This is a genomic window from Streptomyces sp. NPDC028308 (genome assembly GCF_055565855.1).
In genome coordinates, this window is record NZ_JBVHTO010000001.1 from 376,167 (window position 1) to 397,415 (window position 21,249).

Genomic DNA, 21,249 nt, shown 5'->3' on the forward strand with positions numbered 1-21,249 from the left:
TCGTTCAGGACCCGTCGCCACCGCGCTCCCTCCAGCGGTGCACCAGGTCCCGGCACAGGCGGCGGGCGCTCACGCCGGCCAGCACCACCAGGAACAGCGGCGCCGTACGCCGGCGGGACAGCAGCAGCCGCCGGTTGACGACCGTCTCGGGGCGCCACCGGTACTTGTACGACTCGGCGCCGCGCAGCAGGCTCAGCACGCGCCGCCTGCCGTCGACCGCCTCCCGCGCGGACGCCTGGAGCAGCATCGTGGCCACGTCCGCCTTGCGCTCCCGCAGCAGCGGGTCCGAGCCGTACAGGTAGCCGCCCGCGAGGCCCGGCGACAGCAGCGTCAGATCGACCGCCACGACCGTGCCGTCCAGCAGGAACTCCGTCACCAGGGCGTCGCCGGAGCGCACCATCCGGCTCACCGACCGCACCAGATGGGCGGCGAACCGGGGCCGCACGTGCTCGGACGTCACCTTGCGGCCCTGCCACTGCAGCCGGTGCAGCTCCAGCAGCCGGTGCAGCGCCGCGTCCACCTCGTCGTGCCCCACGACACGGTGCTCGACGCCGAGGGAGGCGAGCTTGCGCAGCTTGGCGCGGGCCCGCTGGGCGCGCGAGGCCGGCAGCCGCTCCAGCAACTCCTCCATCGGCAGGGCCGGCAGCTCCATGCAGACCGAGTCCCGCACCCGCGTGCGCGGCCCGCGCCATCCCTCGTAGACCCGCTCGACCGCGCCGCCCGGCCGTACCTCGCGGAAGTCGATCAGCGCGGTGCGGGCGGCCTCCGCCAGCCCCGCGGCGAGCGCGGGAGCGGCCCGGTCGGCGTGCTCGTCGTCCAGCAGCACGTCCGCGTAGTCCGAGATCGCCCCGCCGAGCGGGACGAGGACGGGCAGTACGCGGCGTACGCGCATCAGCGGCGCCACCGCCCGCAGTTCGCCGCCCTCGCGGACCACGAGGAGACGCAGCCCGCCCGGGGTGCCGTACGACAGCCACCAGGAGTGCAGCCAGGCGTGGCTCTGGAACGGGGTGGCCGCCGAGCACCGCCGGTACAGCCGCTCCCAGGCCGGGCCCAGCTCGGCGAACTCGCGCACATCGGTGACGAGTTCGGCGACGAGAGTACTTCCGGCGCCTTCCGTCCGCGTACCGGCGCCCGCCTCCGGGCCGGCCGCGGGCGCCGGTACGGTGGCGGACCCCTCGGTGACCCCGGTGCCGGCGGGCCGCTCGGTGCTCACAGCTGTCCGTGCGCGTCGGCGGCGACGGCCGGACTCGGCACGGACGCGGCGCGGGCCGTGTCGTCCGTCGTCCGCCGGGGCCGTACGAGGAGCGCGAGCCCGCCGAGCAGTCCGCCCGCGGCGGTGCCCACCAGACCCGTCACCGCGGGCGACGCCGACGACGGCTCGGCCGGCTTCACCGCGCGCGAGAACGGGAGCAGCTCCACGTGGGTGCTGCTCTTGGTGTCGTTGGCGTGCCGGGTCAGCGAGCGCGAGACGGCGTTGGCCATGTCGGCCGCCAGGTCCGGACGCGAGGAGGTCGCCGTCACCGAGACCATCGGGGCGTCCGGCGAGGTCGCGGTCCGCACGCTCTCCTGGAGCGTGGCGACGGGCACCCCGGCCCACACCTGGGCGTCGCCGAGCACCGCGACCTGCGTGGCCACCCGCCCGTACGCCTGCGCGAAGCCGAGCGCCGCCGCCGGGTCCGCCTTCTGGGTCGGCACGACCACGACATAGCTGGTCGCCGTGTACGTCGCGGGCGTCAGCACGCCGTACGTGCCGCCCGCCAGGCCGCCGAGCAGGGCACCGGTCGCGAGCAGACCCCAGGGGGGCAGGCTCCGCGCGCGGGACAGGGCCGAGCCGGGCCTGGCGGCCTGGCGGTGGTGTCCGGTGTGGTTGTCGGTCATGAGGAACTCACTCCCAGAGAGGTGCAGGAGACCGCCGCCGCGTACACGTCCATGAGCTGGGCGGCGCTGCGGGTGATGCAGTAGTGGTGGGCGGCTTCGGGTGCCGTCCTGGGCCGGGGGCCCTCGGCGCGGACCTTCACCAGCGCCCGGGCGAACGACTCCGCGCCGCCCTGCACCCGCCGGGCACCGAGCGCCGCGCCCGGGGGCAGGTCCTCGATCGCCGGGCAGGACACGTAGAGCACCGGCAGTCCGGCGGCCAGCGCCTCGACGACGGCGAGCCCGAACGCCTCCTCCGCGCACGGCGAGGCCAGCGCGTCCATCGCCGCCGTCAGCGACGGCAGGTCGGCGCCGGGCAAGCCGCCGGTCGGGCGCTCCCCGGTGAGCAGGACCCGGTCCGACACGCCGGCGCGCTGGGCGGCCCGCCGCAGGACGCTCTCCTCGGGACCACCGCCGACCAGCAACAGCCAGTAGTCGTCCGGGAGTTCGGCCAGCGCGCGGACCAGGACGTCGAACCGCTTGCCCGCGGTGAGCCTGCCGACGCCCCCGACGACGTACGCGCCCTCGGGCAGTCCCAGCCGCCGCCGGGTGCGCTCGCGCAGCACCGGGTCGAAGCGGAAGCGGTCCACGTCGATGCCGTTCGGCACGATCTCGATGCGCGGCCCCGGCACGCCCCAGCGCCGCAGCCGGTCGGCGACGGTGGGGGAGACGGCGACGGTGGCGCTGCCGAGCCGTTCGCTGGCCAGGTACAGCGCGCGGACGCCCGTGGTGAGCGCCCGCCCTTCCATCTGCGAGTCGCCGAGGGAGTGTTCGGTGGCGACGACGGCCTTGACGCCCGCCAGCCGCGCGGCGATCCGCCCGTACACGCAGGCCCGGTAGAGGTGGGTGTGGACGAGGTCGTAGCCGCCCGACCGGATGATCTTCACCAGGCGGGGGAGCGCCGAGAGGTCGCGGTTGCCGGTCATCCCGAGGTGGAAGACGCGTACGCCGTCGTCGGCGAGGCCGTCGGCGACGCTGCCCGGGTTGGTGAGGGTCACCACGTCGCAGTCGACCGGCAGATGCCGCAGGAGCAGGCGCAGTTGCTGCTCGGCGCCGCCGACACCGAGACCGGTGATGACGTGCAGGGCCTTCATCAGACCCCCTCGGCCGGGCGGCGGCGCAGCCGGTGCAGCCGGTGCTTGAGCAGCAGGCGCACGGCGGTGTCGTTCTGCCCGACGTGGACGCGGGGCAGCGCGAAGGGCCCGGTGAGCGGGCCGGGGTCGATCGCGCAGGCGTAGCGGTACCCGGCCGCCCGTACGGCGTCGACGGCCCGCTGGTCCACCGTGCCGTACGGGTAGCAGAACCCGTCGATGTCGGCACCGATCAGCTCCGCGAGCGCCGCCCTGCTCTCGGCGACCTCGGCACGCAGGACGGCGTCGTCGGCCGTGGTGAGGTCGACGTGGGTCAGCCCGTGCGAGCCGATCTCGATGCCCTCGGTCGCGGCGGCGACGCGGATGCCCTGCTTGCCGAGCAGCGGCTTGCGGGGGCCGAGGGGGTCCCACGCGTTCTCGCCGTCCAGCCGGCCGGGCAGCACGAAGAGGGTGGCCCCGCAGCCGTGGCGGCGCAGCACCGGGAGGGCGTGCTCCACGAAGTCGGCGTACCCGTCGTCGAAGGTCAGGCCGATCAGGCCCCGCCCCTCGCCCCGGGCGCGCGCCGCGATCAGGTCGGCCATGCTCACGCCCCGCAGACCGCGGCGGCGCAGCAGGCCGAGCTGGAGGTCGAGACGGCCGGGCGTCACGGTGATGCGGTACGGGTCGTCGGAGCAGTCGCCCACGGAGTGGTACATCGCCACCCACGGGGGAGTGCCGGGGCGTCTGGTGGCACGTCGTGCTCGTGCCGTGTCAACGGAAACGGACATGCGGGAGCCTTCGGGTCACGGAACGGAGGGCGGGTGCGACGGCCTGGGCGTTCAGGGCCCAGGCCACCAGGACGAAGACGACGACGACGGCGGTGCCGCCGGCGGCCAGACCGGCCGGCGCGGAGTCGGTGCGGCTCGCGCAGAACGCGCCCGCCGCCGCCGCGGCCACCGCCGCGCGCGCCGGGCGGCTGATCTCGGTCACGACCTGCCGGGTACGGATCGGCACCCCGTGCCGCCCCATCCCGGAGAGCAGGAGCAGCGCGGACAGGGTGATGCCGAGGGCGTTGGCGGCGGCGATCCCGCACACGCCCCAGGGGCCGACCGCCCACGCCCCGGCGCAGGCGGTGGTGACGATCCCCGCCGCCATCGCGCCCATCGGGTACCAGGTCGGCCGGCCCGCAGAGAAGTACGAGCGGACGAGCGCGCCCACGAGGGTGTGGCCGAGCAGGCCGAGCGCGTACACGCGCATCACGGCGGCGGTGGCCGCGGTGTCACCGGCGCCGAACGCGCCGCGCTCGAAGAGCAGCCGGATCATCTGCGGCGCGCAGGCCACGACCGCCGCCGCCCCGAGGAGGACGGTGCAGGACACGAGGGCCAGGTCGCGTTCCACCCGGTCCCTGGCGCGCCGGGTGTCGCCCTCCGCCAGCGCCTGCGCCACCACCGGGAAGGTGACGGTGCACAGCATCAGCGACAGCACCATCGGCATCTGGGCGACCTTCTGGGCGTAGTTCAGATGCGAGATCGCCCCCGCCGGGAGCGACGAGGCGAGGAACCGCTCCACGAGGACCTGGGACTGCCGGAACAGCGCGAAGAGGAGCACCGTCGCCACGAGGACCAGGTCCATCGAGCGCGCCGTCCGGTCGCCTTCGCCGGGGCGGCCGGTGGTGTCCTCGGCGGCCGGGGAGCCGTCGGCCGCCGAGGGCCGCTTCTCGCGCGAGCGTCCCCAGACCTGCCGCCACAGCGACGGCAGTTGCGTCACGACCATCAGGGCGCCGCCCACCGCGACCCCGGCCGCCGCCGACCGCACGCCCCAGCGCCCGCCGAGGACGAACATCGTCGTGATGATGCCGGTGTTGTAGGCGACGTAGATGGCGGCGGGCGCGACGAACCGGCGGTGCGCCCGCAGCGCCGCGCTGCAGTACCCGGCGAGCCCGAAGCTCAGTACGCAGGTCGCCGTCAGCCGCGTGCAGTCCACCGCAGGGGCGGGGTCGGGCAGTCCCGGCGCCAGCACCTCGACGACGTACGGCGCCCCGGCGATCAGCAGTGCCGCCGCCGCCACGAAGGCGAGCACCAGCCGGGGCAGCGTGGTGGCGACCAGCGAGCGCACCGGATCGCCGCCGGCTCCCTGGGCCCGCAGCGCCACCGCCCGGCTGAACAGCGGGACGAGGACGAAGGCGAGCCCGTCCTCGATGAGCAGCGTCGCCGCGAACTCCGGCACGGTCCAGGCGACGAGGAAGGCGTCCGTCTCGCTGCCGGCCCCGAAGAGGTGCGCGAGCGCCTGGTCCCGGCCGAGGCCCAGCAGCGCGCCCACGATGGACAGGCCGACGGTGACGAGAGCGGCCTTGGCCAGGAAGCGCCGCGAGGACGCCCCGGCGGAGCCGGTATCGGCGGGATCGACCTTGTCGGTACGGGTACCACCCGCCGAGCCGACGCCGTCGGCCGCGTCCGCGTTCTCGCGGATACCGGTGTCGGTACCGGGACATGTGCTGTGCGGGGCCGCGTCTGTACCCGGACCCGTGGTCCGTGGGGCCGCGTCCGTACCGGCACCCGTGCCCTCCGGGGCCGAGCCCGTGTCCGTACCGGTACGGGCCGGAGGCAGTGTCGCCGCGTCGTCGGCCCGGCGAGGGGTGACCGTCATCGCGCCGCCCCGGAGCAGCCCACAGTGACGCCCAGCCGGTCGGCCGCGCCGTCGGTCCCGGCCCGGCGTCCGCCCGGCCGCGCGGAGGCGGGATCCATCAGCGCCCACCAGGCCACGAGCCCGAAGCAGACGGCCGTCAGCACGGTCGAGGGGCCGCCGATGTCGCCGTACACGAAGTCCACCAACTGCCAGACCAGCAGCCCGCACGCGACGAGCGCGCAGTCGAGGCCGTTCCCGCCGTCGGAGGCCGCGCCGCCCGGCTCCTCGCGCCGCACGCGGACGAGCCCCCGCACGGCGCAGACCAGCAGCGCCAGCCAGCTCCCGGCCAGCGCGAGCAGCCCCAGGAGCCCCTGTTCGCTGAGCACCAGCAGGTACATGTTGTGCGGGGAGAGCAGCGGTTGCTTGCGGAACGCGGCGCCCGCGCCCTCAGTGTCGCTGCCCGAGGACAGCGCCAACGAGGCGTGCCCGTCGCGGTGTTCGGGGAAGCCCTTCAGCCCGACCCCGTTCACGGGGTGCTGCCGCCACATGTCGGTGGCGGCGGCCCACATCGTGTAGCGGTCGGTCACCGAGCGGTCGGGCGCGTCCGTGACCTGCGTGATGCTGCTGATGCGCTCCTGGAGCATCGCCGTACCGACGCCGACCCCGCCGACCAGGACCACCGCGGCGGCGGTGACGACGAGGGCCGCCTTCATCGCGCGCCGCATCCCGGCCAGGGCGAGCTGCGCCCCGACCGCCACGGCGGTGGCGATCCACGCGCCCCGGCTGAAGGACAGCGCGAGCGGCGCGAGCATCACCGCCGCGCATGCCGCAGCGGTGGCCCGCTGCCGGGCCGGCCCGGTCCCGAGCGCCAGCGCGACCGCGCACACCAGCCCGAAGGCCACCACGGTCGCCATCCCCATGACGTCCGCCGCCCCGAACGTGCCCACGGCCCGGATCTCCTCGCCCATGTACGAGGCCCCCGTGCCGGTCGCGTACTGGCGCACCCCGATCGCGCCCTGCCACAGCGCCAGCGCCACGAACGACCAGGCGAGCAGCCGGAAGTCGCGCCGGTCCCGCACCACCAGCACCACCGCGGCCGGCACCAGCACGAAGACCTGGAGATAGCGGGCGAACCCGGTGAGCCCCGCCCCGGGCGACACCGCGCCGACCGCCGCCACCGCGAAACCGGCGACGGGCAGCGCGAGGATCACGGCGGCGGACGGTGTCAGGGGCCGCCGTCGCTGCCGCAGGAGACGGACCACGCAGTACGCCACCAGGAGCCCGGAGACGGCGTCGGCGACGGTCGCGCCGCCCTCCCCGCCGGGCGCGACCGGCAGCGCGAGCATCGCGACCACCGCCAGCACCGGCACGACGGGCGTCCACCTGACCCTCACCTGGTCAGCTCCCCGTCGGACGGACGAGCGCGACCGCGGTGCGCAGCAGGATGCAGACGTCCTGCCACAGCGACCAGTTGTCGATGTAGGCGTTGTCGAAGCGGCAGCGGTCCTCGATGGAGGTGTCGCCGCGCAGACCGTGCACCTGGGCGAGCCCGGTGATGCCGGTCCGCATCCGGTGGCGGGTCGCGTAACCGGGATACGTCTGGCTGAACTTGGCGACGAAATAAGGGCGTTCGGGGCGCGGGCCGACCAGGCTCATGTCGCCCCAGAAGACGTTCCACAGCTGGAGCAGCTCATCCAGCGAGGTCCGCCGCAGGAAACGGCAGAACGGGTTCATCTCGTGCTCGTTCGCCACGCTCCACCGGGTCGCCGCCTCGTGCGCGTCGACGGGCCGGTGCGTGCGGAACTTCAACAGCGTGAACGGCCGTCCGTCCTTGCCGATGCGCTCCTGCCGGAAGACCACACCGGGCCCGTCGGCGAGCCGCAGCACCACCGCGCACACCAGCAGCAGCGGACTGACCGCGAGCAGCAGCGCCCCGGAGACCAGCACGTCCAGCAGCCGCTTGCCCGCGCCGCCCCGGGGCTCGCCCACGCTGAGCCGCCGGCAGGAGAACCCGGCGAGCCGCTCGCCGTGCACGTCGTACGACGGCGACTCGGCGTCGACCTCCCACAGCATGCAGCCGGACTCGCCGAGCGCGCGCAGCAGCGGCGCGTGTTCGGCGCGGCGGCCGACGACGAGGACGGTCTGGACGCCGTTCTGGATGAGCGCCCGCTGCACCTCCTCGCCGGTGGTCAGCACCGGCAGCCCCTCGCCGCCGGACGGCTGCCGGTCCACGATGCCGACCGGCCGCACCCCGCAGGCCGGGTGGCGCAGGAAGGCCGCGGCCACCCGCTGGGCCGTGCCGGCGGGACCGATCACCAGGGCCGCCTCGGGGCGCCGGACCAGCGCCCTGCGCCGCCGCCAGTGGACGGCGCCGCGGCCCAGACAGCTCGCCGCCGACTGCGCGGCGCAGCCCGCGGCCAGCGTCCCCGCGGACAGCGCGTCGGCCGGCGAGAGGGCCGCGACGAGGGCCGCGAGCACGCACCAGCCCACGACGATCCGCCCGCAGACGGCGGGCAGTTCGTCCAGGACGGCGGGCACGGCGGGCGGCCGGTACAGCGACGCGCGCGCGTTCAGGCCGATCACGGCGGCCAGCAGCAGGCCGACGAGCAGTGGATGGCGCTGGGCCCCGGTCAGCGCCAGGGACGCGAGCAGCGCGGCGCCGGCGTCCACCGCGGGCAGCGGCCACCGCGCGGTCCGCCGTACGGAGGTCCGCGGGCCGGCGGGAAATCTGAAGCCGTCGGCGGCCTCGCGCGGAGGGATGACCGAGACGGGCGAGAATCCGTGCTCCCGTGGCTGTCCGCCGGGGGAGGGAACGGTGCTTTCCGCAGTCACGTGTGGATGGACTCCCTGCACTCGTTGTGTGCCCCGCGCGCGGCGAACTCCGCGCGCTCGGCGTGCCCGGCGGGCTTCGCGGCGGACCGCCCGCGGCGCCGGGACGGCTCCGCGACGAGCAGCTCGCCGTACACGGCGGCGACCGCGTCGGCCGTGTGCCGCACGTCGTGCGTGGCCAGCACGTGGTGCCGGCCGCGACGGCCGAGCGACTCCCGCAGCGGTGGATCGGACAGCAGGCCGCACAGCGCCTCGGCCAGTGCCCCGGGCGCCTCGGCGGGCACCAGGCACCGGTCCTTCAGACCCGGCGGAAGACTTTCGCGGGCGCCGTCGACATCGGTGATGACGACGGGGCGTTCGCAGGCCATGGCCTCCAGCGGCGCCAGGGCCATCCCCTCCCAGCGGGAGGGCAGCACCACCAGATCGGCGGCCTGGTACCAGGGCACGGCGTCGGCGGCGGCCCCGGCGAACAGCACGGAGTCGGGGGCGGCGGCGCGCAGTTCGGGGGTGTCGGGCCCGTCCCCGACCAGTACCAGCCGGGCCCCCGGCACCCGCCGGACCACCGAACTCCACGCGGCCAGCAGGACGTCCTGCCCCTTCTGCCGGCACAGCCGCCCGACGCAGACGACCAGCGGACCGGCCGGGCCGGCCTTCGCGAGCAGCGGGATCCCGGAGCGCGCGCTCCGCACGTCCGCCGGACGGAAGCGTGCCGTGTCCACGCCGTTGGGGATCACCCGCCACCGGGCGGCCACTCCGGCCCGCGCCCCGGTCGTACGCTCCGCCTCGCTGACGCACACCACCCGCGAGGCCCAGCGTGCCCCCCACCGCTCCCACCGCAGCGCGACCGAGGCGGTGACGCCGCCGACCGCCTCGAACGACCAGGCGTGCGGCTGGAACACGGTCGGCACCCGGCCGCGCAGGGCGAGCCGCACCGCGAGTCCGGCCTTGGCGCTGTGCGCGTGCACGACGTCCGGCCGCATCTCGTCGACGATCCTGCCGAGCTGCCACAGTTCCGACGCCAGCCGGCGGCCCGGCGAACGCGTCGCCCGCCACCGCCGTACGTCACTGCCGAGCATCCGGAGCGTGTCGGCGAGCCCGCCGCCCTCGGGGCAGGCGACCGTGACGTGCAGTCCGGCGGCGAGCTGCGCCCGCACCAGGTCCGTGACCACCCGCGCGACCCCGCCGTCGACCGGCTGGGTGACATGCAGGACCCGCGTCGGTGGGTCGGTCGATGACACTGGCATACGCGGTTCCTCGCTCACGGACGGCGCCGGCGGGAGCGCGTCACTGCTTGGCGTCGACAGCGACGAAGAGCGCCCCGGCCCAGGCCGCGTCCTGCTGCGCAACGAGCCGGAAGGCCAACTGGTCACCGCCGCGCCGCAGAGCCGTGCCCAGATCGAAGACGTCGGAGTCGTATCCGAGGGTGTTGGGGAAGGCGGGCGAGCGCCTGGCGGCGGCCGGTCCCGGCTCGCTGATCGTCGAGTTCAGGACGTCGTCCGCGGGGTTCGCGGAGTCGCTCAGCGCCGTCACCCGTCCGCGTCCGGTCGACACCATGAGCGAATCCCCTCCGCGCCCGGCGTCGCCGTCGTAGGCCACCAGTCCCGCCCGGCCGCCGGCTCCCGGTGCGAGGGGCAGCCCGCGGACCCCGACGACCTGGTCCGCGCCCGGCCCGAGCGGGGCGAAGCCGTCCCACATCGCGAGGTGCCGCAGCGGTTCCGACTCCCGTTCGTACGCCACCATCAGCGTCCAACCGCCCCAGGCGCCGGCGGCCGAGCGGCCCATCGCCACGTTGACCTGCGCCACCGTGTAGAGGCCCGAACCGCTCGCCCGCACCAGCCCGGTGACGTCCGCGGAGGCCTGGAACGCGTCCGCCCCGCGTGTCACCCGGTGTCCGACGACGGTGTCCGCGAGCACGGCCTTGTACCGGCCGCCGGGCTCGGCGACCAGCACGCGCGCGTTGTCCTTCGGCGGCTTCTGCTCGCCCACGCGCAGGTTCCCGCCCCAGTACAGGCGCGCGTACGTGACCCGCGCGCCCCGCGGCAGACGGACCTCGCCCCGGCTGGAGTTGTAGGTGTTCGGGTCCTTGTCGACGTCGATGTAGAACATGTCGAAGTCGTCGTTCGCGGCCGTCCCGCCCGCCCGCGCGGCCGTGCACGGCGACGAGCCCGACGTGCGGGAGGGGGCGGGCGCCGTACGGCAGCTGATGGACGAGTTGGCCGCGCGGACGATCCCGCCGTGCTGGAGGGCGTGGTACCGCTGCGTGAACGCGAGGCTCTCGGCCTCCGCGGGGGGCGGTGCGGTGCTCGCGTGGCCCGCCGGCGCGTACAGCGAGGTCAGGGCGAGGCAGCCCACCAAGGCACGGCGCAGCAGAGGACCCGGGGAATGACGCATGATCGGCGTTGCCCTTCCGAGCTGTGAAGGTTCTGGAACGACGGACGGACTGTCGCGTGCGGATCGCACAGGTGTCGGTCAGTTCCCCCGTCCGTCCCGTGGTGCCAAGGGGCCTCGGGAGGAGCGCAACTCTAGCCGTTGTCGGTATTTATCGGTGAAACCTGCCAAGTGTGTCGGAATGGTGAAGCCCGGCACTTGTGACATCACTCCTTTGGAGGCACAACCCGCGAGTGCGCCGCGCGTTGACACAACGCCGGGCATATCCGCCCGGATGTTGTGTCGACCCCCAAGGAGCACCTCTCCATGTCGCGTATCGCGAAGGGCCTGGCCCTGACCTCCGTTGCCGCCGCCGCTGTGGCGGGCACCGCCGGCATCGCCGCCGCCGACAGCGACGCACACGGCGCCGCCGCCAACTCCCCGGGCGTGCTGTCGGGCAACGTCCTGCAGGTTCCGATCCACATCCCGGTCAACGTCTGCGGCAACACCGTCGACGTGATCGGCCTGCTGAACCCCGCGTTCGGCAACGTCTGCGTCAACGACTGACGCCGGTACGGACCCTTCTGCCGGCCGTTCTCCCCTGACGGGAGGGCGGCCGGTCCGCGTTGCCCCGAATGGACGGATGGGGTATCAGCGCGACGAGAACGCGCTCACCAGCGACGACGCCCGCGGTGGCGTCGACACGCGGACACCGGTGGCGGGCCGATCGGTTGCAGGGCAAGATCACCGATCCCACGGTGATCACAAGCTCCTCGCGACCATCGAAGGGAACGTCAATGCGTGTTCTGCCCGCCCGGCGCATCGCCTCCTCCGCACTCTGCGCCGCGCTCCTGCTCGGGATCGGTGCTCCCGCCGCACTCGCGGCCGACGGCGCCCCGACGCGTGGCCACGCCCGCGCGGCCGCTCCCGTCCCCGGTGCTGACGGGCTCCTGCCGCAGGTCACGGCCCTCGCCGGACTCGGCGGCCCGCTGACCCCGGTCACCGACCTCCTCGACACCGTGCTCACCACGGACCACGCCCGGCTCTCCGACGAGGAGACGGAGGAACTCGGTGCCGCGGCCGAGGCCGCGATCGCCCAGATCACCGAAGAGGCCGCCTCCGTACCGCGGTCCGACCCGGCGGCGGACGCCGACGGACAGGGGAGCGAAGACGGCACGGACGCCACGGACGTCAAGGACGACCCGCTCGCGAAGCTGCGCGGCAGCCTGGACAAGCTCCTTGAGGCGGTCACCTCGGGGGACCTCGGCAAGGTGGTCCCCGCGGCCACGGGCCTGGTGACCGGTCTCGTCGACGTCGTGGTCTCCACGGTGGTCGCGAACAGCACGACGGAGCCGAACACGTCCGCACTGCCCGACTCCGCCCAGTCGGCGGACCTGACGAGCGGGTTGAACCCGTCGAACGTGTCGAGCATGCCGGGCATGCAGCACCTGCCCGACTCCTCCCGCCTCCCCAAGACCGGTCTGCTCTCCCTGCTGGGCCTCGGGGCGGGCGCCTGAGACGAGCGGCGCGGCAGCGGAGCCGTCGGGCCGGCCCGGGGGGCCAAGCCCGACGGCTGTTTTATATGAGAATGAGACACGCCGTTCATTCGGGTGGCGTCCAGGAATTTACCGGGCGCGGGGTTTCCGGGTGCCACGGGGCTCGTTATCCAGGGCGAAGTGAGAGACCAGGCATAAGTAGTGCCTGTATTGAATTCCTCCTGGCGACGCGAGTTGCCGAAGAAAGGAACACGATGAAGCCCCTGAAGGCTGCCGCTGTCATTGCCGGTTCCCTCGTCGCCGCGGGCGCCGCCGCTCCCGCCTTCGCGTACGACGCCGCGCCCACCAGCCTGAACGGCGGCCTGAACGGCGCGGTGGAGACCATCGCGAGCCAGCGTTCGCTGGACGTCGAGGACCTTCAGCCCCTGAAGCACCAGTCGGACGCGCTCGACACCGAGAACAAGGACTCCGCGCTCAGCACCGTGAAGGGCGCGACGAAGACCCTGAACACGGTGAGCAGCCCCTCGGACACCCTGCTCGGCGGCCTTCCCGTCAACGGTTAATCAGTTCATTTTATTGCGTGTCCTTACGGAAAGCCTTGCGGGGCCGTTTATAGGCTGGAGCAAACCTTCCAAGAAAGGACCGACGATGAACACCGTCAAGAAGGCCGCTCTGTTCGTGGCCGCCGTGGGAATGTCCATGGGGGCCGCCGCGGGCACCGCGTTCGCGGACGCCGAAGCCGAAGGTGCCGCCGTCAATTCTCCCGGCGTCCTCTCCGGCAATGTGGTTCAGATCCCCGTGCACATCCCGGTCAACATCTGCGGCAACACCGTCGACATCATCGGCGTTCTCAACCCGGCCGCCGGGAACGTGTGCGTCAACAAGTGACGTCGTACGCCGGCGGGTGAGTTGACGCGCCGGCACCCGGCGACACGATGACGCCGAAGGGCCGGTTCCGGACGCTCGGAGCCGGCCTTCTCCCCTGTTCGACATCCGTCCCTCATTCGGGTGGTCGGCCCTGTGGTGTCACCCTGTCGAGTGATGAGTCGGCGGGGCGAATTCCGTTGCCTGGATAGGGTCTTGCGGTGACCTCAGCCTCAAGCGACACACGTCCGTTCAGCGCCGCCGAACTCGGCACGCTCGTCGTCATGGCCTTCAGCGGCGCCGCCCCCGACGGCGACATGCCCTACCTCCTCGCCTACACCCTGGGCGACGGCGCGGGCGGCCCGGAGGCATCCACCGCCGCGGTCGAGGAACTCCTGCGCGCCAACGGCCTGTCGACGGGCGACCAGATCATCGACGGCTCCCAGCGGCCGGACCTGCCGCTGACCCTCGTCGTCGACGGGGGCGAGGCCGTGGTCGACATGCCGTACCTCCACGCCCGGTGCGTGGTCCCCGAGGAGTGGCTCGCCGCCGTGGGCCGGCGCGGCTACGCCTACTTCCTGTTCGCCACCCGCCCGTGGCCCGGCGCCGAGCCCGGCAAGCCCGTGGCGCCGGAGGACCTGGCCGCCTTCGCGGGTGACGAGAGCATCCTCGACAGCGCGGCGCACGTGCTCCTGCCCGCCCGCGCCGCCCAGGGCTGATGGCGGCCACCACCGGGCCGGCGACGGGCGCCGGCGCCCGGTCCGAGGTGCGGGCGGTGGGCGGCGGCCGTGCCTTCGCGCTGCTGCTGGTGATCACCGGTGCGGCCGGTCTCCTCGCCGCCTGGGTCATCACGATCGACAAGTTCAAGCTGCTGGAGGACCCGGGCTTCGTACCGGGCTGCAGCCTCAACCCGGTCGTCTCCTGCGGCAACATCATGAAGAGCGACCAGGCCTCCGCCTTCGGGTTCCCCAACCCGATGCTCGGACTGGTCGCCTACGGCGTCGTCGTCTGCGTCGGCGTCAGCCTGCTCGCGGGTGCCGTCTTCCCGCGCTGGTACTGGCTGCTCCTCGACGCGGGGACGCTGTTCGGCGTCGGATTCGTCTCGTGGCTCCAGTTCGAGTCGCTGTACCGGATCAACTCGCTGTGCCTGTGGTGCTGTCTGGCGTGGGTCGCCACGATCCTCATGTTCTGGTACGTGACCTCGTTCAACGTACGGAACCGGTTCCTGCCCGCACCCCGCTGGGCGAGGCAGTTCCTCACCGAGTTCACCTGGGTCCTGCCGGCGGTGCACATCGGCGTCATCGGGATGCTGATCCTGACCCGCTGGTGGGACTTCTGGACGAGCTGATCGTCGTACCGATCCGATAGCCGCATGGCCGTCGGTCCTATTACTGCGTCCGTCGGGGGAATCTTTCGCTGATGCCGTTCCCGGGATCGTTACGCGGTACGGACCCAATGCACCGAATCCTGAAAGGGACCGTACCTGAGATGAAGTCCACCACTCGAGCAACCCTCGCCGCCGTCCTGACCGGTGTGGCGGCCTCGGTCGGCGCCGCCGCGACGCCCGCCGCCGCGGCTCCCGTCGTCCCCGTCCCGGTACCGCTGGGCGGCGCCGAGCGCGCTCTCGGCATGGAGTTGCCCAGGGTCGCCGGGGAGCTGCCGGTCCCCGTGCCGGGAAGCCCGAACGGGCCGCGGTACGTCACGGGCCGTCTGATGCCCGAGCGCACCCTCCCGCAGCTTCCGATCAGCGCGGGGCTGCTCGGTGCGGACGTCCAGGCGCCCCTCCCGCAGGCCCTCGGACAGGAATTCGAGTACCTGGTGGTCGACGCCCCGGCCTCCGACCTCAGGACCCTCACCCCGGGGCTGTCCGTCGACACCCCGGTGACCGCGCCCAACGCCGACCACCTCGGCCTGCCCGACCCGAAGCTGCCCCAGGCGGCCGTGCTCACCCCGCTGCTGCAGACGGCGCCCGGGCTGAATCTCGGGCTCGGGGACTGACCGGCGGGGGCCGGGGGTCCGTGGTCCGGTCCCCGGCGCCCGCGTCCCACCGGGGCGGCCACCGCCACGGGATCCGACAAGGAGAGAACGATGTCCGTCAGCAGAGTGCCGGTCACTACGGCCGGTCCGGTGGAGGTCGGGAACAGAACCCGCCGGAACGCGATGCGCGCGCTGTTCGCCTCGCTCGTCGCGGTGTCCGCGGTCCCGGTCGTGGCGGCCTCCAGACCCTCGGGGGGCGACGAGGTGGTGTCCGACCCGCACGACGTGGCGGACACCTTCGAGGAGACGTACCGCGGCCGCCGCATCCACGGCGTCTGGTCCGTCGCGGGCCGCGCCGCCTACGACAGCGGGCAGTGGCAGGTCACCGTGGACGGGCGGCCGCTGCACCTGATGCGGCGCGCCGACGGCTCGTATCTGAGCATGGTCGACCACTACGAGTCCTACCCCACCCCGCTCGCCGCGGCGCGCGCCGCCGTCGACGTGCTCGGCGCCTCCGAGCGGCTGCGCGGCCCCGCCACAGGGGGGAGGCACGATGGTGTACACGCGTAGGGACGTCAGTTCCCTGACCCGCGCCGAGCGGCGGCGGTTCGTCGGCGCCCTGCTGGAGGTCAAACGCCGGGGCGAGTACGACGAATTCGTGCGGACGCACATCGAGTACTACGTCTCCGACGGCGACGACGAGCTGCGCACCGCCCACATGGCGCCGTCCTTCCTGCCCTGGCACCGCAAGTTCCTGCTGGACCTGGAGCGTGCCCTGCGGCGGGTGGACTCCTCGGTGAGCGTGCCCTACTGGGACTGGACCCGCAGCCGTACGCCGTCCGCGGCCCCCTGGACGAGCGACCTGCTCGGCGGCAACGGGCGGCCCTCCGACCACCGGGTCATGACCGGCCCGTTCGCCTACGGGCACGGGAAGTGGAAGATCAAGGAGGGGGTGACCGACGTCGAGTACCTCACCCGCGACTTCGGCCGCCCGCACAACCCGATCGACCTGCCGACCGCGGCGGAGCTGGCCCGGGCGCTGGACGACCCGGTCTACGACACCGAGCCCTGGAACTCGACCTCGGCGCGCGGGTTCCGCAACAAGCTGGAGGGATGGGGGCCGGGCAGCGGCAGCGCCGCCTGGCGCAACCACAACCGCGTCCACCGCTGGGTCGGCGGGCACATGCTCGGCGGCGCCTCCGTCAACGACCCGGTCTTCTGGCTGCACCACGCCTTCGTGGACCTCGTCTGGACCCGCTGGCAGCGCAAGCACCGGGGAGGGCGCTATCTGCCGGCCAGCCCGCCAGGACTGGGCAGTTCACAGTACGGACGGATCGTCGCGCGGCACGAGGCCCTGCCGCCCTGGGACGTGACGCCGGATCAGATGGAGGACGTCGGCGGGATCTACCGGTACGCGTAGCGAGGGACGTGCCGGTGCCTGGCGCGCGAGACCCCCGGCGGTACCGCTGCCGGGGGTCGTTGCACACATGCAGGCCGGTTCAGCGGCCGTAACCGCCGTCGTGCTTGTCGTCGCTCTTGTTGACGCAGGAGTTGCCGAAGGCGGGGTTCAGCAGGCCGATCACGTCGACGGTGTTGCCGCACAGGTTGATCGGCACGTGGACCGGGACCTGCAGGACGTTGCCGGACAGGACGCCGGGCGAGTTGGCTGCGGCGGCGGCGGCCCCGGCGTCCGCGGTGGCCAGGCCGGCCCCGCTGAGCACCACGGCGCCGGTGCCGAGAGCGACGGTGGCTGCCTTCGCGATGCGAGACATCACGTTCTCCTTCTACTCGGTGAGTGCGACTGCACGGACGCGGCCGCACTTCCCTTCAACGCGCCCGGTCACCTTGGGTAACGGCGATCACCGGTGCGTCACCCTTACCGGAGAGGGCGCAGGTGGAGGGGCCGGGCGTAGGGGCCGGGCGGAGGGAGGGGGCCCGAGGCCGGAGAGGGCGGGACCAGGTGAGGGGCCGGGCGAGCGACGTCGCCCAGGCGGCGGAGCGCCCCCGGCAGGACTCGAACCTGCGGCCAAGCGCTTAGAAGGCGCCTGCTCTATCCACTGAGCTACGGGGGCCGGGTGTGGTGGCCTGTGTCCTGGTGCTGCCCGGGTGTGGGCTGATCCGTGACCTTGCCGGGGACAAGGATAGGGCTCCCGCGTCCTTACCCTTGGTGCTTCCCCTCCGTGGCTCGATGTGGAGGTTCAGTGAAGCGGTCCTGATAATCGCAGGCAGGTACGAATCGTGCACCGCTTTTGGGCTCTGTGGCACCGGGTGTTGTGCACTCGTTATGCCTGCGCCTCAGTCATCCCTTCCGCCCCCTGTGTCCTGTCGGCGCGCAGACATACCCATATGCTTCAGAAAGCCTCCAAAATTGGGCATTCTTCGCATGTGGTGACCTTGGACGTACGGCCTCAGCTGCTCGACGCACTCTCCGCCCTGCGCGACCGTGTCGCCGCCGCACGCTTCCCGCTGCCCCTGGCGGGGGCTCCACGCGCGCGTGCCAACCGCGACGAACTGCTCGCACAGCTCGACGACTATCTGGTGCCCCGGTTGAGAGACCCCGAAGCGCCTCTGCTGGCCGTGGTGGGCGGATCCACCGGGGCCGGCAAGTCGACCCTGGTGAACTCCCTCGTGGGCCGCCGGGTCAGCGAGGCGGGGGTGCTGCGGCCGACCACGCGCACCCCGGTGCTCGTCTGCCACCCGGAGGACCATCACTGGTTCAGCGGGATGCGGGTGCTGCCCGACCTCACGCGCGTGTGGGTGCCCCATCAGGAGTCGGGCGACGACATGAACCCACCGGTCGAGCGCGGCGAACGGGTGCTGCGCATCGAGACCGCCGACACGCTGCCACCTGGCCTCGCTCTGCTGGACGCGCCCGACGTCGACTCCCTGGTCGCCGACAACCGCGTCCTCGCCGCCGAGCTCATCTGCGCGGCCGACATCTGGGTCATGGTGACGACGGCCGCCCGGTACGCCGACGCCGTCCCGTGGCATCTGCTGCGGACGGCGAAGGAGCACAAGGCGACCCTGGTCACCGTGCTCGACCGGGTGCCCCACCAGGTGGTGTCCGAGGTGTCGCGGCAGTACGGCGCGCTGCTCGCCAAGGCCGGGCTCGGCGACGTGCCCCGCTTCACCGTGCCCGAACTGCCCGAGTCCGCCTGGGGCGGCGGTCTCCTTCCGGCCACCGCGGTCGCGCCGCTGCGGACCTGGCTCACCCACCACGTCCAGGACCCCGCGGCCCGCCACGAGGCGATGGCCCGCACCGCCTACGGGGTCCTCGACTCGCTGAAGTCCCGGATGCCCGAACTGGCCGGCGCGGCAGCCGCTCAGTACGCCGCCGCCCTGCGGCTCACCGCGGCCGTGGACGGCGCCTACGACAGCGAGTACGCGCGTGTACGGGGGCGTCTGCAGTCCGGCGCCGTGCTCGCCGGGGACGCGCTGAAGCGGTGGCGTGCGTACCCGCTGGACTGCACCGCCGGTGAACTTCTCGACGCGCTCGTCGAGAGCCTCGCCGCGCTCGTGCTGTGCGCTGTCACCGCCGCCGACGAACGGATCGACGAGGCGTGGCGGCGCGAACCAGCCGCGGACGCACCCGGGCTGACGGACCGTGACCCGACCCTGGAGAGTGCCGAGCACCGCATCGGGATGGCCGTACGGCGCTGGCGGCGGGTCCTGGAGGAGTACGCGGAGGAAGAGGTCCGCGACCTCGACAAGAGCGTCGCGCCGGACGCCGAGGTGGTGGCCGCGCTGGTCGCCACCACGCTCCTGGGCGGACGCCGGGCGCGGGTCGCGGGCGAGGGCCTCGCCGAACGGATCGGCGCGCACGGCGCCCTGCGGCTGCGGGACCGCGGCGGCCGCCTCCTCACCGACTACCTCGACCAGGCGCTCCACACCGAGCGGGAACGCCGTCTCGCGCCCCTCGACGCACTCGAGGTCCACCCGGAACCCCAGGCCGAACTCATCGCCGCGCTGTCCGTACTGCAGAAGGAGAGGTGACCGCTGTGACCGCCGTCACTGACCGCACGGATCACGCCGACCGTCCCGGAGACGAGCCCTCCGGGGACGGCACTTCCCAAAACGGCCTCTCCGGGGAAGCCCGTTCCGGGGCCGCGTCCCCGGCGGAGCCCGGAGGCGGCGAGCGTCCCGGGCGTGAGCCCACCGGGGACGGGTCCGCCGGCAAAGCCCCCTCCGACGGCGTCCACGCGCGCGTGGAGCGCGAGGAGGGCACCCCGCGGCTGACCCGCGCGGAGCCGGACAAGCCCGCACCGTCCGCCGACGCGGGCGGGTCCGGCAGGACGATCAAGCCGATCAGGTTCATCACCAGGAGGGGCCGCGGCGACAAGGACGAGAAGGGCGGCGAGGGCACCGGGGGCGCCGAGGACCGCTCCGACGCGGCCGCCGGTACGGAGGCCGGGCCCGCCTGGGACGACGGGCTGATCGCCCGCCGGGTGTCGGAGAGCGACACCCCGCAGGAGGTACCGGCCGTCGAGACCAGGCCCGCCGTACAGGCACCGCCCGAGCCCCTCGCGTACGACGGACCGCTGCGGTCGCGGCTCGACGCCCTGCGCGAACTGGTCGGCCTCTCCCGCGCGCGGCTCGACAACAGGACGCTCGCGGAGGCGGGACGGGTCCTCGACGAGGCGGCGGCCCGCCGCAAGCTCTCCGGGCAGCACACCGTGGTCGCCATCGCCGGAGCCACCGGCAGTGGCAAGTCGCAGCTCTTCAACGCCCTCGCCGGAGTGGCCATCTCGGAGACCGGCGTGCGCAGGCCCACCACAGCGGCGCCCATCGCGTGCAGCTGGAGCGACGGCGCCGCCACGCTCATCGACCGGCTCGGCATCCCCGGGCGGCTGCGCCGACGGCCGCTGCAGAGCCCGGAGGCCGAGGCGCAGCTGCGCGGGCTCGTCCTGGTGGACCTGCCCGACCACGACTCCGCGGCCGTCCAGCACCGCGAGCACGTAGACCGCATCCTGGCGCTCGTCGACGCGGTCATCTGGGTCGTCGACCCGGAGAAGTACGCCGACGCGGTGCTCCACGAGCGCTATCTGCGGCCCATGGCGGCGCACGCGGAGGTCACCTTCGTGGTCCTCAACCAGGTCGACCGGCTCCCCGGGGAGGCGGCCGACCAGGTCCTCGACGACCTGCGTCGGCTGCTCGACGAGGACGGGATCGCGCTGGGGGAGTACGGCGAGCCCGGCGCCACCGTGCTCGCGGTGTCCGGACTGACCGGGGAGGGAGTCGGCGAACTGCGCGAGGCGCTCGGCCAGTTCGTGGCCGAACGGGGCGCCGCGGCCCGCCGGATCGCCGCCGACCTGGACGTGGCCGCGGCCCGACTGTGGCCCGTCTACTCCACGGGCAGGCGCGCCGGGCTCAGCGAGGAGGCGCGCGACGAGTTCGCCGACCGGCTCGCGGACGCGGTGGGCGCGACGGCCGCCGGCGACGCGGCCGAACGCGCCTGGCTGCGCAACGCCAACCGTGCCTGCGGCACGCCCTGGCTGCGGCTGTGGAGGTGGTACCAGGACCGGCGCGAACCCCCTACCGGACGGCTGCCCGTGCGGGCTCCCGCGGACGAGGAGTGCACCGCGCGCCAGCGCGTCGAGCAGGCGGTGCGTACGGTCGCCGAGCGGGCCGCGTACGGGCTCCCGGCGCCCTGGGCGCAGGCGGTGCGCGAGGCGGCCGCACGGGGCGCTCAGGGGCTCCCTGAGGCGCTGGACGAGCTGGCGGTGCGCGCGGGGGGACCTCCCGGCCGGCCGCCCCGTCCCGGCTGGTGGCCGGTCGCCGTGTTCGCCCAGGCGTCCATGACGATCCTTCAGGTGGTCGGCGGCCTGTGGCTGCTGGGCCAGATCATCGGGTTCATGTCGCCCAATCTCGGTGTGCCGGTGCTGCTGATGGTGGCGGGCATCGTCGGCGGCCCGGTCGTCGAGTGGAGCAGCAAACTGGCCGCGCGCGGCCCGGCCCGCAGATACGGGCTGGAGGCGGAACGGCGGCTGCGGGAGGCGGCGGCCGGGTGCGGACGGGCCCGCGTACTCGATCCCGTGGCCGCGGAACTGCTGCGGTACCGCGAGGTGCGGGAGCAGTACGGGAGGGTCGTGGGGACGCGGGTGTAGGCG

At 73.8% G+C, this 21,249-nt stretch carries 21 protein-coding genes and 1 tRNA gene; 11 read left to right on the forward strand and 11 right to left on the reverse strand.

Translation table 11 applies throughout. From position 1 onward, the window contains the following. Positions 1 to 4: 4 nt before the first annotated feature. From ACZ4VA_RS01560 to ACZ4VA_RS01600, 9 genes are all read right to left on the reverse strand, one after another. A complete protein-coding gene (locus ACZ4VA_RS01560) occupies positions 5 to 1,072 on the reverse strand; it encodes a GNAT family N-acetyltransferase (RefSeq protein WP_356237766.1) in 1,068 nt (355 codons plus the stop codon). Between the two features lie 137 nt (positions 1,073 to 1,209). Beyond that, a complete protein-coding gene (locus ACZ4VA_RS01565) occupies positions 1,210 to 1,878 on the reverse strand; it encodes a YveK family protein (RefSeq protein ID WP_356164823.1) in 669 nt (222 codons plus the stop codon). Next, positions 1,875 to 3,008: a glycosyltransferase gene (locus ACZ4VA_RS01570; protein ID WP_356164826.1), complete on the reverse strand. Its 1,134-nt coding sequence runs from the start codon at positions 3,006 to 3,008 to the stop codon at positions 1,875 to 1,877. Before ACZ4VA_RS01570 ends, ACZ4VA_RS01565 begins: the two co-directional genes overlap by 4 nt. Continuing rightward, positions 3,008 to 3,772 (reverse strand): polysaccharide deacetylase family protein, encoded by a 765-nt coding sequence (locus tag ACZ4VA_RS01575; protein ID WP_356164829.1) that lies wholly within the window; start codon positions 3,770 to 3,772, stop codon positions 3,008 to 3,010. The genes ACZ4VA_RS01570 and ACZ4VA_RS01575 overlap by 1 nt, the downstream gene beginning before the upstream one ends. Continuing rightward, a complete protein-coding gene (gene murJ / locus ACZ4VA_RS01580) occupies positions 3,756 to 5,630 on the reverse strand; it encodes a murein biosynthesis integral membrane protein MurJ (RefSeq protein ID WP_468079235.1) in 1,875 nt (624 codons plus the stop codon). The genes ACZ4VA_RS01575 and murJ overlap by 17 nt, the downstream gene beginning before the upstream one ends. After that, positions 5,627 to 6,955, reverse strand: a complete 1,329-nt coding sequence (locus ACZ4VA_RS01585) for an O-antigen ligase family protein (RefSeq protein ID WP_468079621.1) — start codon at positions 6,953 to 6,955, stop codon at positions 5,627 to 5,629. Before ACZ4VA_RS01585 ends, murJ begins: the two co-directional genes overlap by 4 nt. 52 nt (positions 6,956 to 7,007) lie before the next feature. After that, positions 7,008 to 8,441 (reverse strand): exopolysaccharide biosynthesis polyprenyl glycosylphosphotransferase, encoded by a 1,434-nt coding sequence (locus ACZ4VA_RS01590; RefSeq protein WP_468079237.1) that lies wholly within the window; start codon positions 8,439 to 8,441, stop codon positions 7,008 to 7,010. Beyond that, positions 8,438 to 9,682 (reverse strand): glycosyltransferase, encoded by a 1,245-nt coding sequence (locus tag ACZ4VA_RS01595; RefSeq protein ID WP_356164838.1) that lies wholly within the window; start codon positions 9,680 to 9,682, stop codon positions 8,438 to 8,440. The genes ACZ4VA_RS01590 and ACZ4VA_RS01595 overlap by 4 nt, the downstream gene beginning before the upstream one ends. 40 nt (positions 9,683 to 9,722) lie before the next feature. Further along, positions 9,723 to 10,829: a DUF3344 domain-containing protein gene (locus ACZ4VA_RS01600; RefSeq protein ID WP_356164841.1), complete on the reverse strand. Its 1,107-nt coding sequence runs from the start codon at positions 10,827 to 10,829 to the stop codon at positions 9,723 to 9,725. Positions 10,830 to 11,132: 303 nt separating this feature from the next. Here ACZ4VA_RS01600 and chpG point away from each other — a divergent pair, with 303 nt between their 5' ends. The 9 genes from chpG to ACZ4VA_RS01645 all read left to right on the forward strand — a co-directional run bounded on the left by chpG (position 11,133) and on the right by ACZ4VA_RS01645 (position 16,562). Next, on the forward strand, positions 11,133 to 11,372 hold the full coding sequence (gene chpG / locus ACZ4VA_RS01605) for a chaplin ChpG (protein ID WP_121402990.1): 240 nt from the start codon (positions 11,133 to 11,135) through the stop codon (positions 11,370 to 11,372). A 230-nt stretch (positions 11,373 to 11,602) separates the two neighbouring features. Further along, positions 11,603 to 12,322: a hypothetical protein gene (locus ACZ4VA_RS01610; protein ID WP_355790402.1), complete on the forward strand. Its 720-nt coding sequence runs from the start codon at positions 11,603 to 11,605 to the stop codon at positions 12,320 to 12,322. Positions 12,323 to 12,555: 233 nt separating this feature from the next. Next, positions 12,556 to 12,864, forward strand: coding sequence for a hypothetical protein (locus ACZ4VA_RS01615; protein WP_355790399.1), 309 nt, complete (start codon positions 12,556 to 12,558; stop codon positions 12,862 to 12,864). An 85-nt stretch (positions 12,865 to 12,949) separates the two neighbouring features. Further along, positions 12,950 to 13,189: a chaplin gene (locus tag ACZ4VA_RS01620; protein ID WP_355790396.1), complete on the forward strand. Its 240-nt coding sequence runs from the start codon at positions 12,950 to 12,952 to the stop codon at positions 13,187 to 13,189. 197 nt (positions 13,190 to 13,386) lie between these two features. Further along, complete coding sequence (locus ACZ4VA_RS01625; protein WP_468079241.1) at positions 13,387 to 13,884, forward strand: DUF5949 family protein; 498 nt, start codon at positions 13,387 to 13,389, stop codon at positions 13,882 to 13,884. After that, complete coding sequence (locus ACZ4VA_RS01630; protein WP_356164848.1) at positions 13,884 to 14,513, forward strand: vitamin K epoxide reductase family protein; 630 nt, start codon at positions 13,884 to 13,886, stop codon at positions 14,511 to 14,513. The genes ACZ4VA_RS01625 and ACZ4VA_RS01630 overlap by 1 nt, the downstream gene beginning before the upstream one ends. Before the next feature lie 140 nt (positions 14,514 to 14,653). Next, a complete protein-coding gene (locus ACZ4VA_RS01635) occupies positions 14,654 to 15,163 on the forward strand; it encodes a hypothetical protein (protein ID WP_356164851.1) in 510 nt (169 codons plus the stop codon). 90 nt (positions 15,164 to 15,253) lie between these two features. Beyond that, positions 15,254 to 15,712 (forward strand): tyrosinase family oxidase copper chaperone, encoded by a 459-nt coding sequence (locus ACZ4VA_RS01640; protein WP_355793359.1) that lies wholly within the window; start codon positions 15,254 to 15,256, stop codon positions 15,710 to 15,712. Beyond that, positions 15,696 to 16,562, forward strand: a complete 867-nt coding sequence (locus tag ACZ4VA_RS01645) for a tyrosinase family protein (RefSeq protein ID WP_468079244.1) — start codon at positions 15,696 to 15,698, stop codon at positions 16,560 to 16,562. The genes ACZ4VA_RS01640 and ACZ4VA_RS01645 overlap by 17 nt, the downstream gene beginning before the upstream one ends. 79 nt (positions 16,563 to 16,641) lie before the next feature. Here the strand turns inward: ACZ4VA_RS01645 and ACZ4VA_RS01650 are convergent, their stop codons facing one another. Next, positions 16,642 to 16,914 (reverse strand): chaplin, encoded by a 273-nt coding sequence (locus ACZ4VA_RS01650; protein ID WP_355793357.1) that lies wholly within the window; start codon positions 16,912 to 16,914, stop codon positions 16,642 to 16,644. Positions 16,915 to 17,141: 227 nt separating this feature from the next. Then, positions 17,142 to 17,214, reverse strand: a tRNA-Arg gene (locus ACZ4VA_RS01655). Between the two features lie 313 nt (positions 17,215 to 17,527). Here ACZ4VA_RS01655 and ACZ4VA_RS01660 point away from each other — a divergent pair. Beyond that, positions 17,528 to 19,135 (forward strand): dynamin family protein, encoded by a 1,608-nt coding sequence (locus ACZ4VA_RS01660; RefSeq protein ID WP_468079246.1) that lies wholly within the window; start codon positions 17,528 to 17,530, stop codon positions 19,133 to 19,135. 5 nt (positions 19,136 to 19,140) lie between these two features. After that, positions 19,141 to 21,246 (forward strand): YfjP family GTPase, encoded by a 2,106-nt coding sequence (locus ACZ4VA_RS01665; protein WP_468079248.1) that lies wholly within the window; start codon positions 19,141 to 19,143, stop codon positions 21,244 to 21,246. Positions 21,247 to 21,249: the final 3 nt, after the last annotated feature.

What these genes read in the sequence shown, in the direction of transcription:
- ACZ4VA_RS01565 (WP_356164823.1), bottom strand. Translation starts at nt 1,878, where the DNA reads ATGACCGACAACCACACCGGACACCACCGCCAGGCCGCCAGGCCCGGC.
- ACZ4VA_RS01570 (WP_356164826.1), bottom strand. Translation starts at nt 3,008, where the DNA reads ATGAAGGCCCTGCACGTCATCACCGGTCTCGGTGTCGGCGGCGCCGAG.
- ACZ4VA_RS01575 (WP_356164829.1), bottom strand. Translation starts at nt 3,772, where the DNA reads ATGTCCGTTTCCGTTGACACGGCACGAGCACGACGTGCCACCAGACGC.
- murJ (WP_468079235.1), bottom strand. Translation starts at nt 5,630, where the DNA reads ATGACGGTCACCCCTCGCCGGGCCGACGACGCGGCGACACTGCCTCCG.
- ACZ4VA_RS01585 (WP_468079621.1), bottom strand. Translation starts at nt 6,955, where the DNA reads ATGCTCGCGCTGCCGGTCGCGCCCGGCGGGGAGGGCGGCGCGACCGTC.
- ACZ4VA_RS01595 (WP_356164838.1), bottom strand. Translation starts at nt 9,682, where the DNA reads ATGCCAGTGTCATCGACCGACCCACCGACGCGGGTCCTGCATGTCACC.
- ACZ4VA_RS01600 (WP_356164841.1), bottom strand. Translation starts at nt 10,829, where the DNA reads ATGCGTCATTCCCCGGGTCCTCTGCTGCGCCGTGCCTTGGTGGGCTGC.
- chpG (WP_121402990.1), top strand. Translation starts at nt 11,133, where the DNA reads ATGTCGCGTATCGCGAAGGGCCTGGCCCTGACCTCCGTTGCCGCCGCC.
- ACZ4VA_RS01610 (WP_355790402.1), top strand. Translation starts at nt 11,603, where the DNA reads ATGCGTGTTCTGCCCGCCCGGCGCATCGCCTCCTCCGCACTCTGCGCC.
- ACZ4VA_RS01615 (WP_355790399.1), top strand. Translation starts at nt 12,556, where the DNA reads ATGAAGCCCCTGAAGGCTGCCGCTGTCATTGCCGGTTCCCTCGTCGCC.
- ACZ4VA_RS01620 (WP_355790396.1), top strand. Translation starts at nt 12,950, where the DNA reads ATGAACACCGTCAAGAAGGCCGCTCTGTTCGTGGCCGCCGTGGGAATG.
- ACZ4VA_RS01630 (WP_356164848.1), top strand. Translation starts at nt 13,884, where the DNA reads ATGGCGGCCACCACCGGGCCGGCGACGGGCGCCGGCGCCCGGTCCGAG.
- ACZ4VA_RS01635 (WP_356164851.1), top strand. Translation starts at nt 14,654, where the DNA reads ATGAAGTCCACCACTCGAGCAACCCTCGCCGCCGTCCTGACCGGTGTG.
- ACZ4VA_RS01640 (WP_355793359.1), top strand. Translation starts at nt 15,254, where the DNA reads ATGTCCGTCAGCAGAGTGCCGGTCACTACGGCCGGTCCGGTGGAGGTC.
- ACZ4VA_RS01645 (WP_468079244.1), top strand. Translation starts at nt 15,696, where the DNA reads ATGGTGTACACGCGTAGGGACGTCAGTTCCCTGACCCGCGCCGAGCGG.
- ACZ4VA_RS01650 (WP_355793357.1), bottom strand. Translation starts at nt 16,914, where the DNA reads ATGTCTCGCATCGCGAAGGCAGCCACCGTCGCTCTCGGCACCGGCGCC.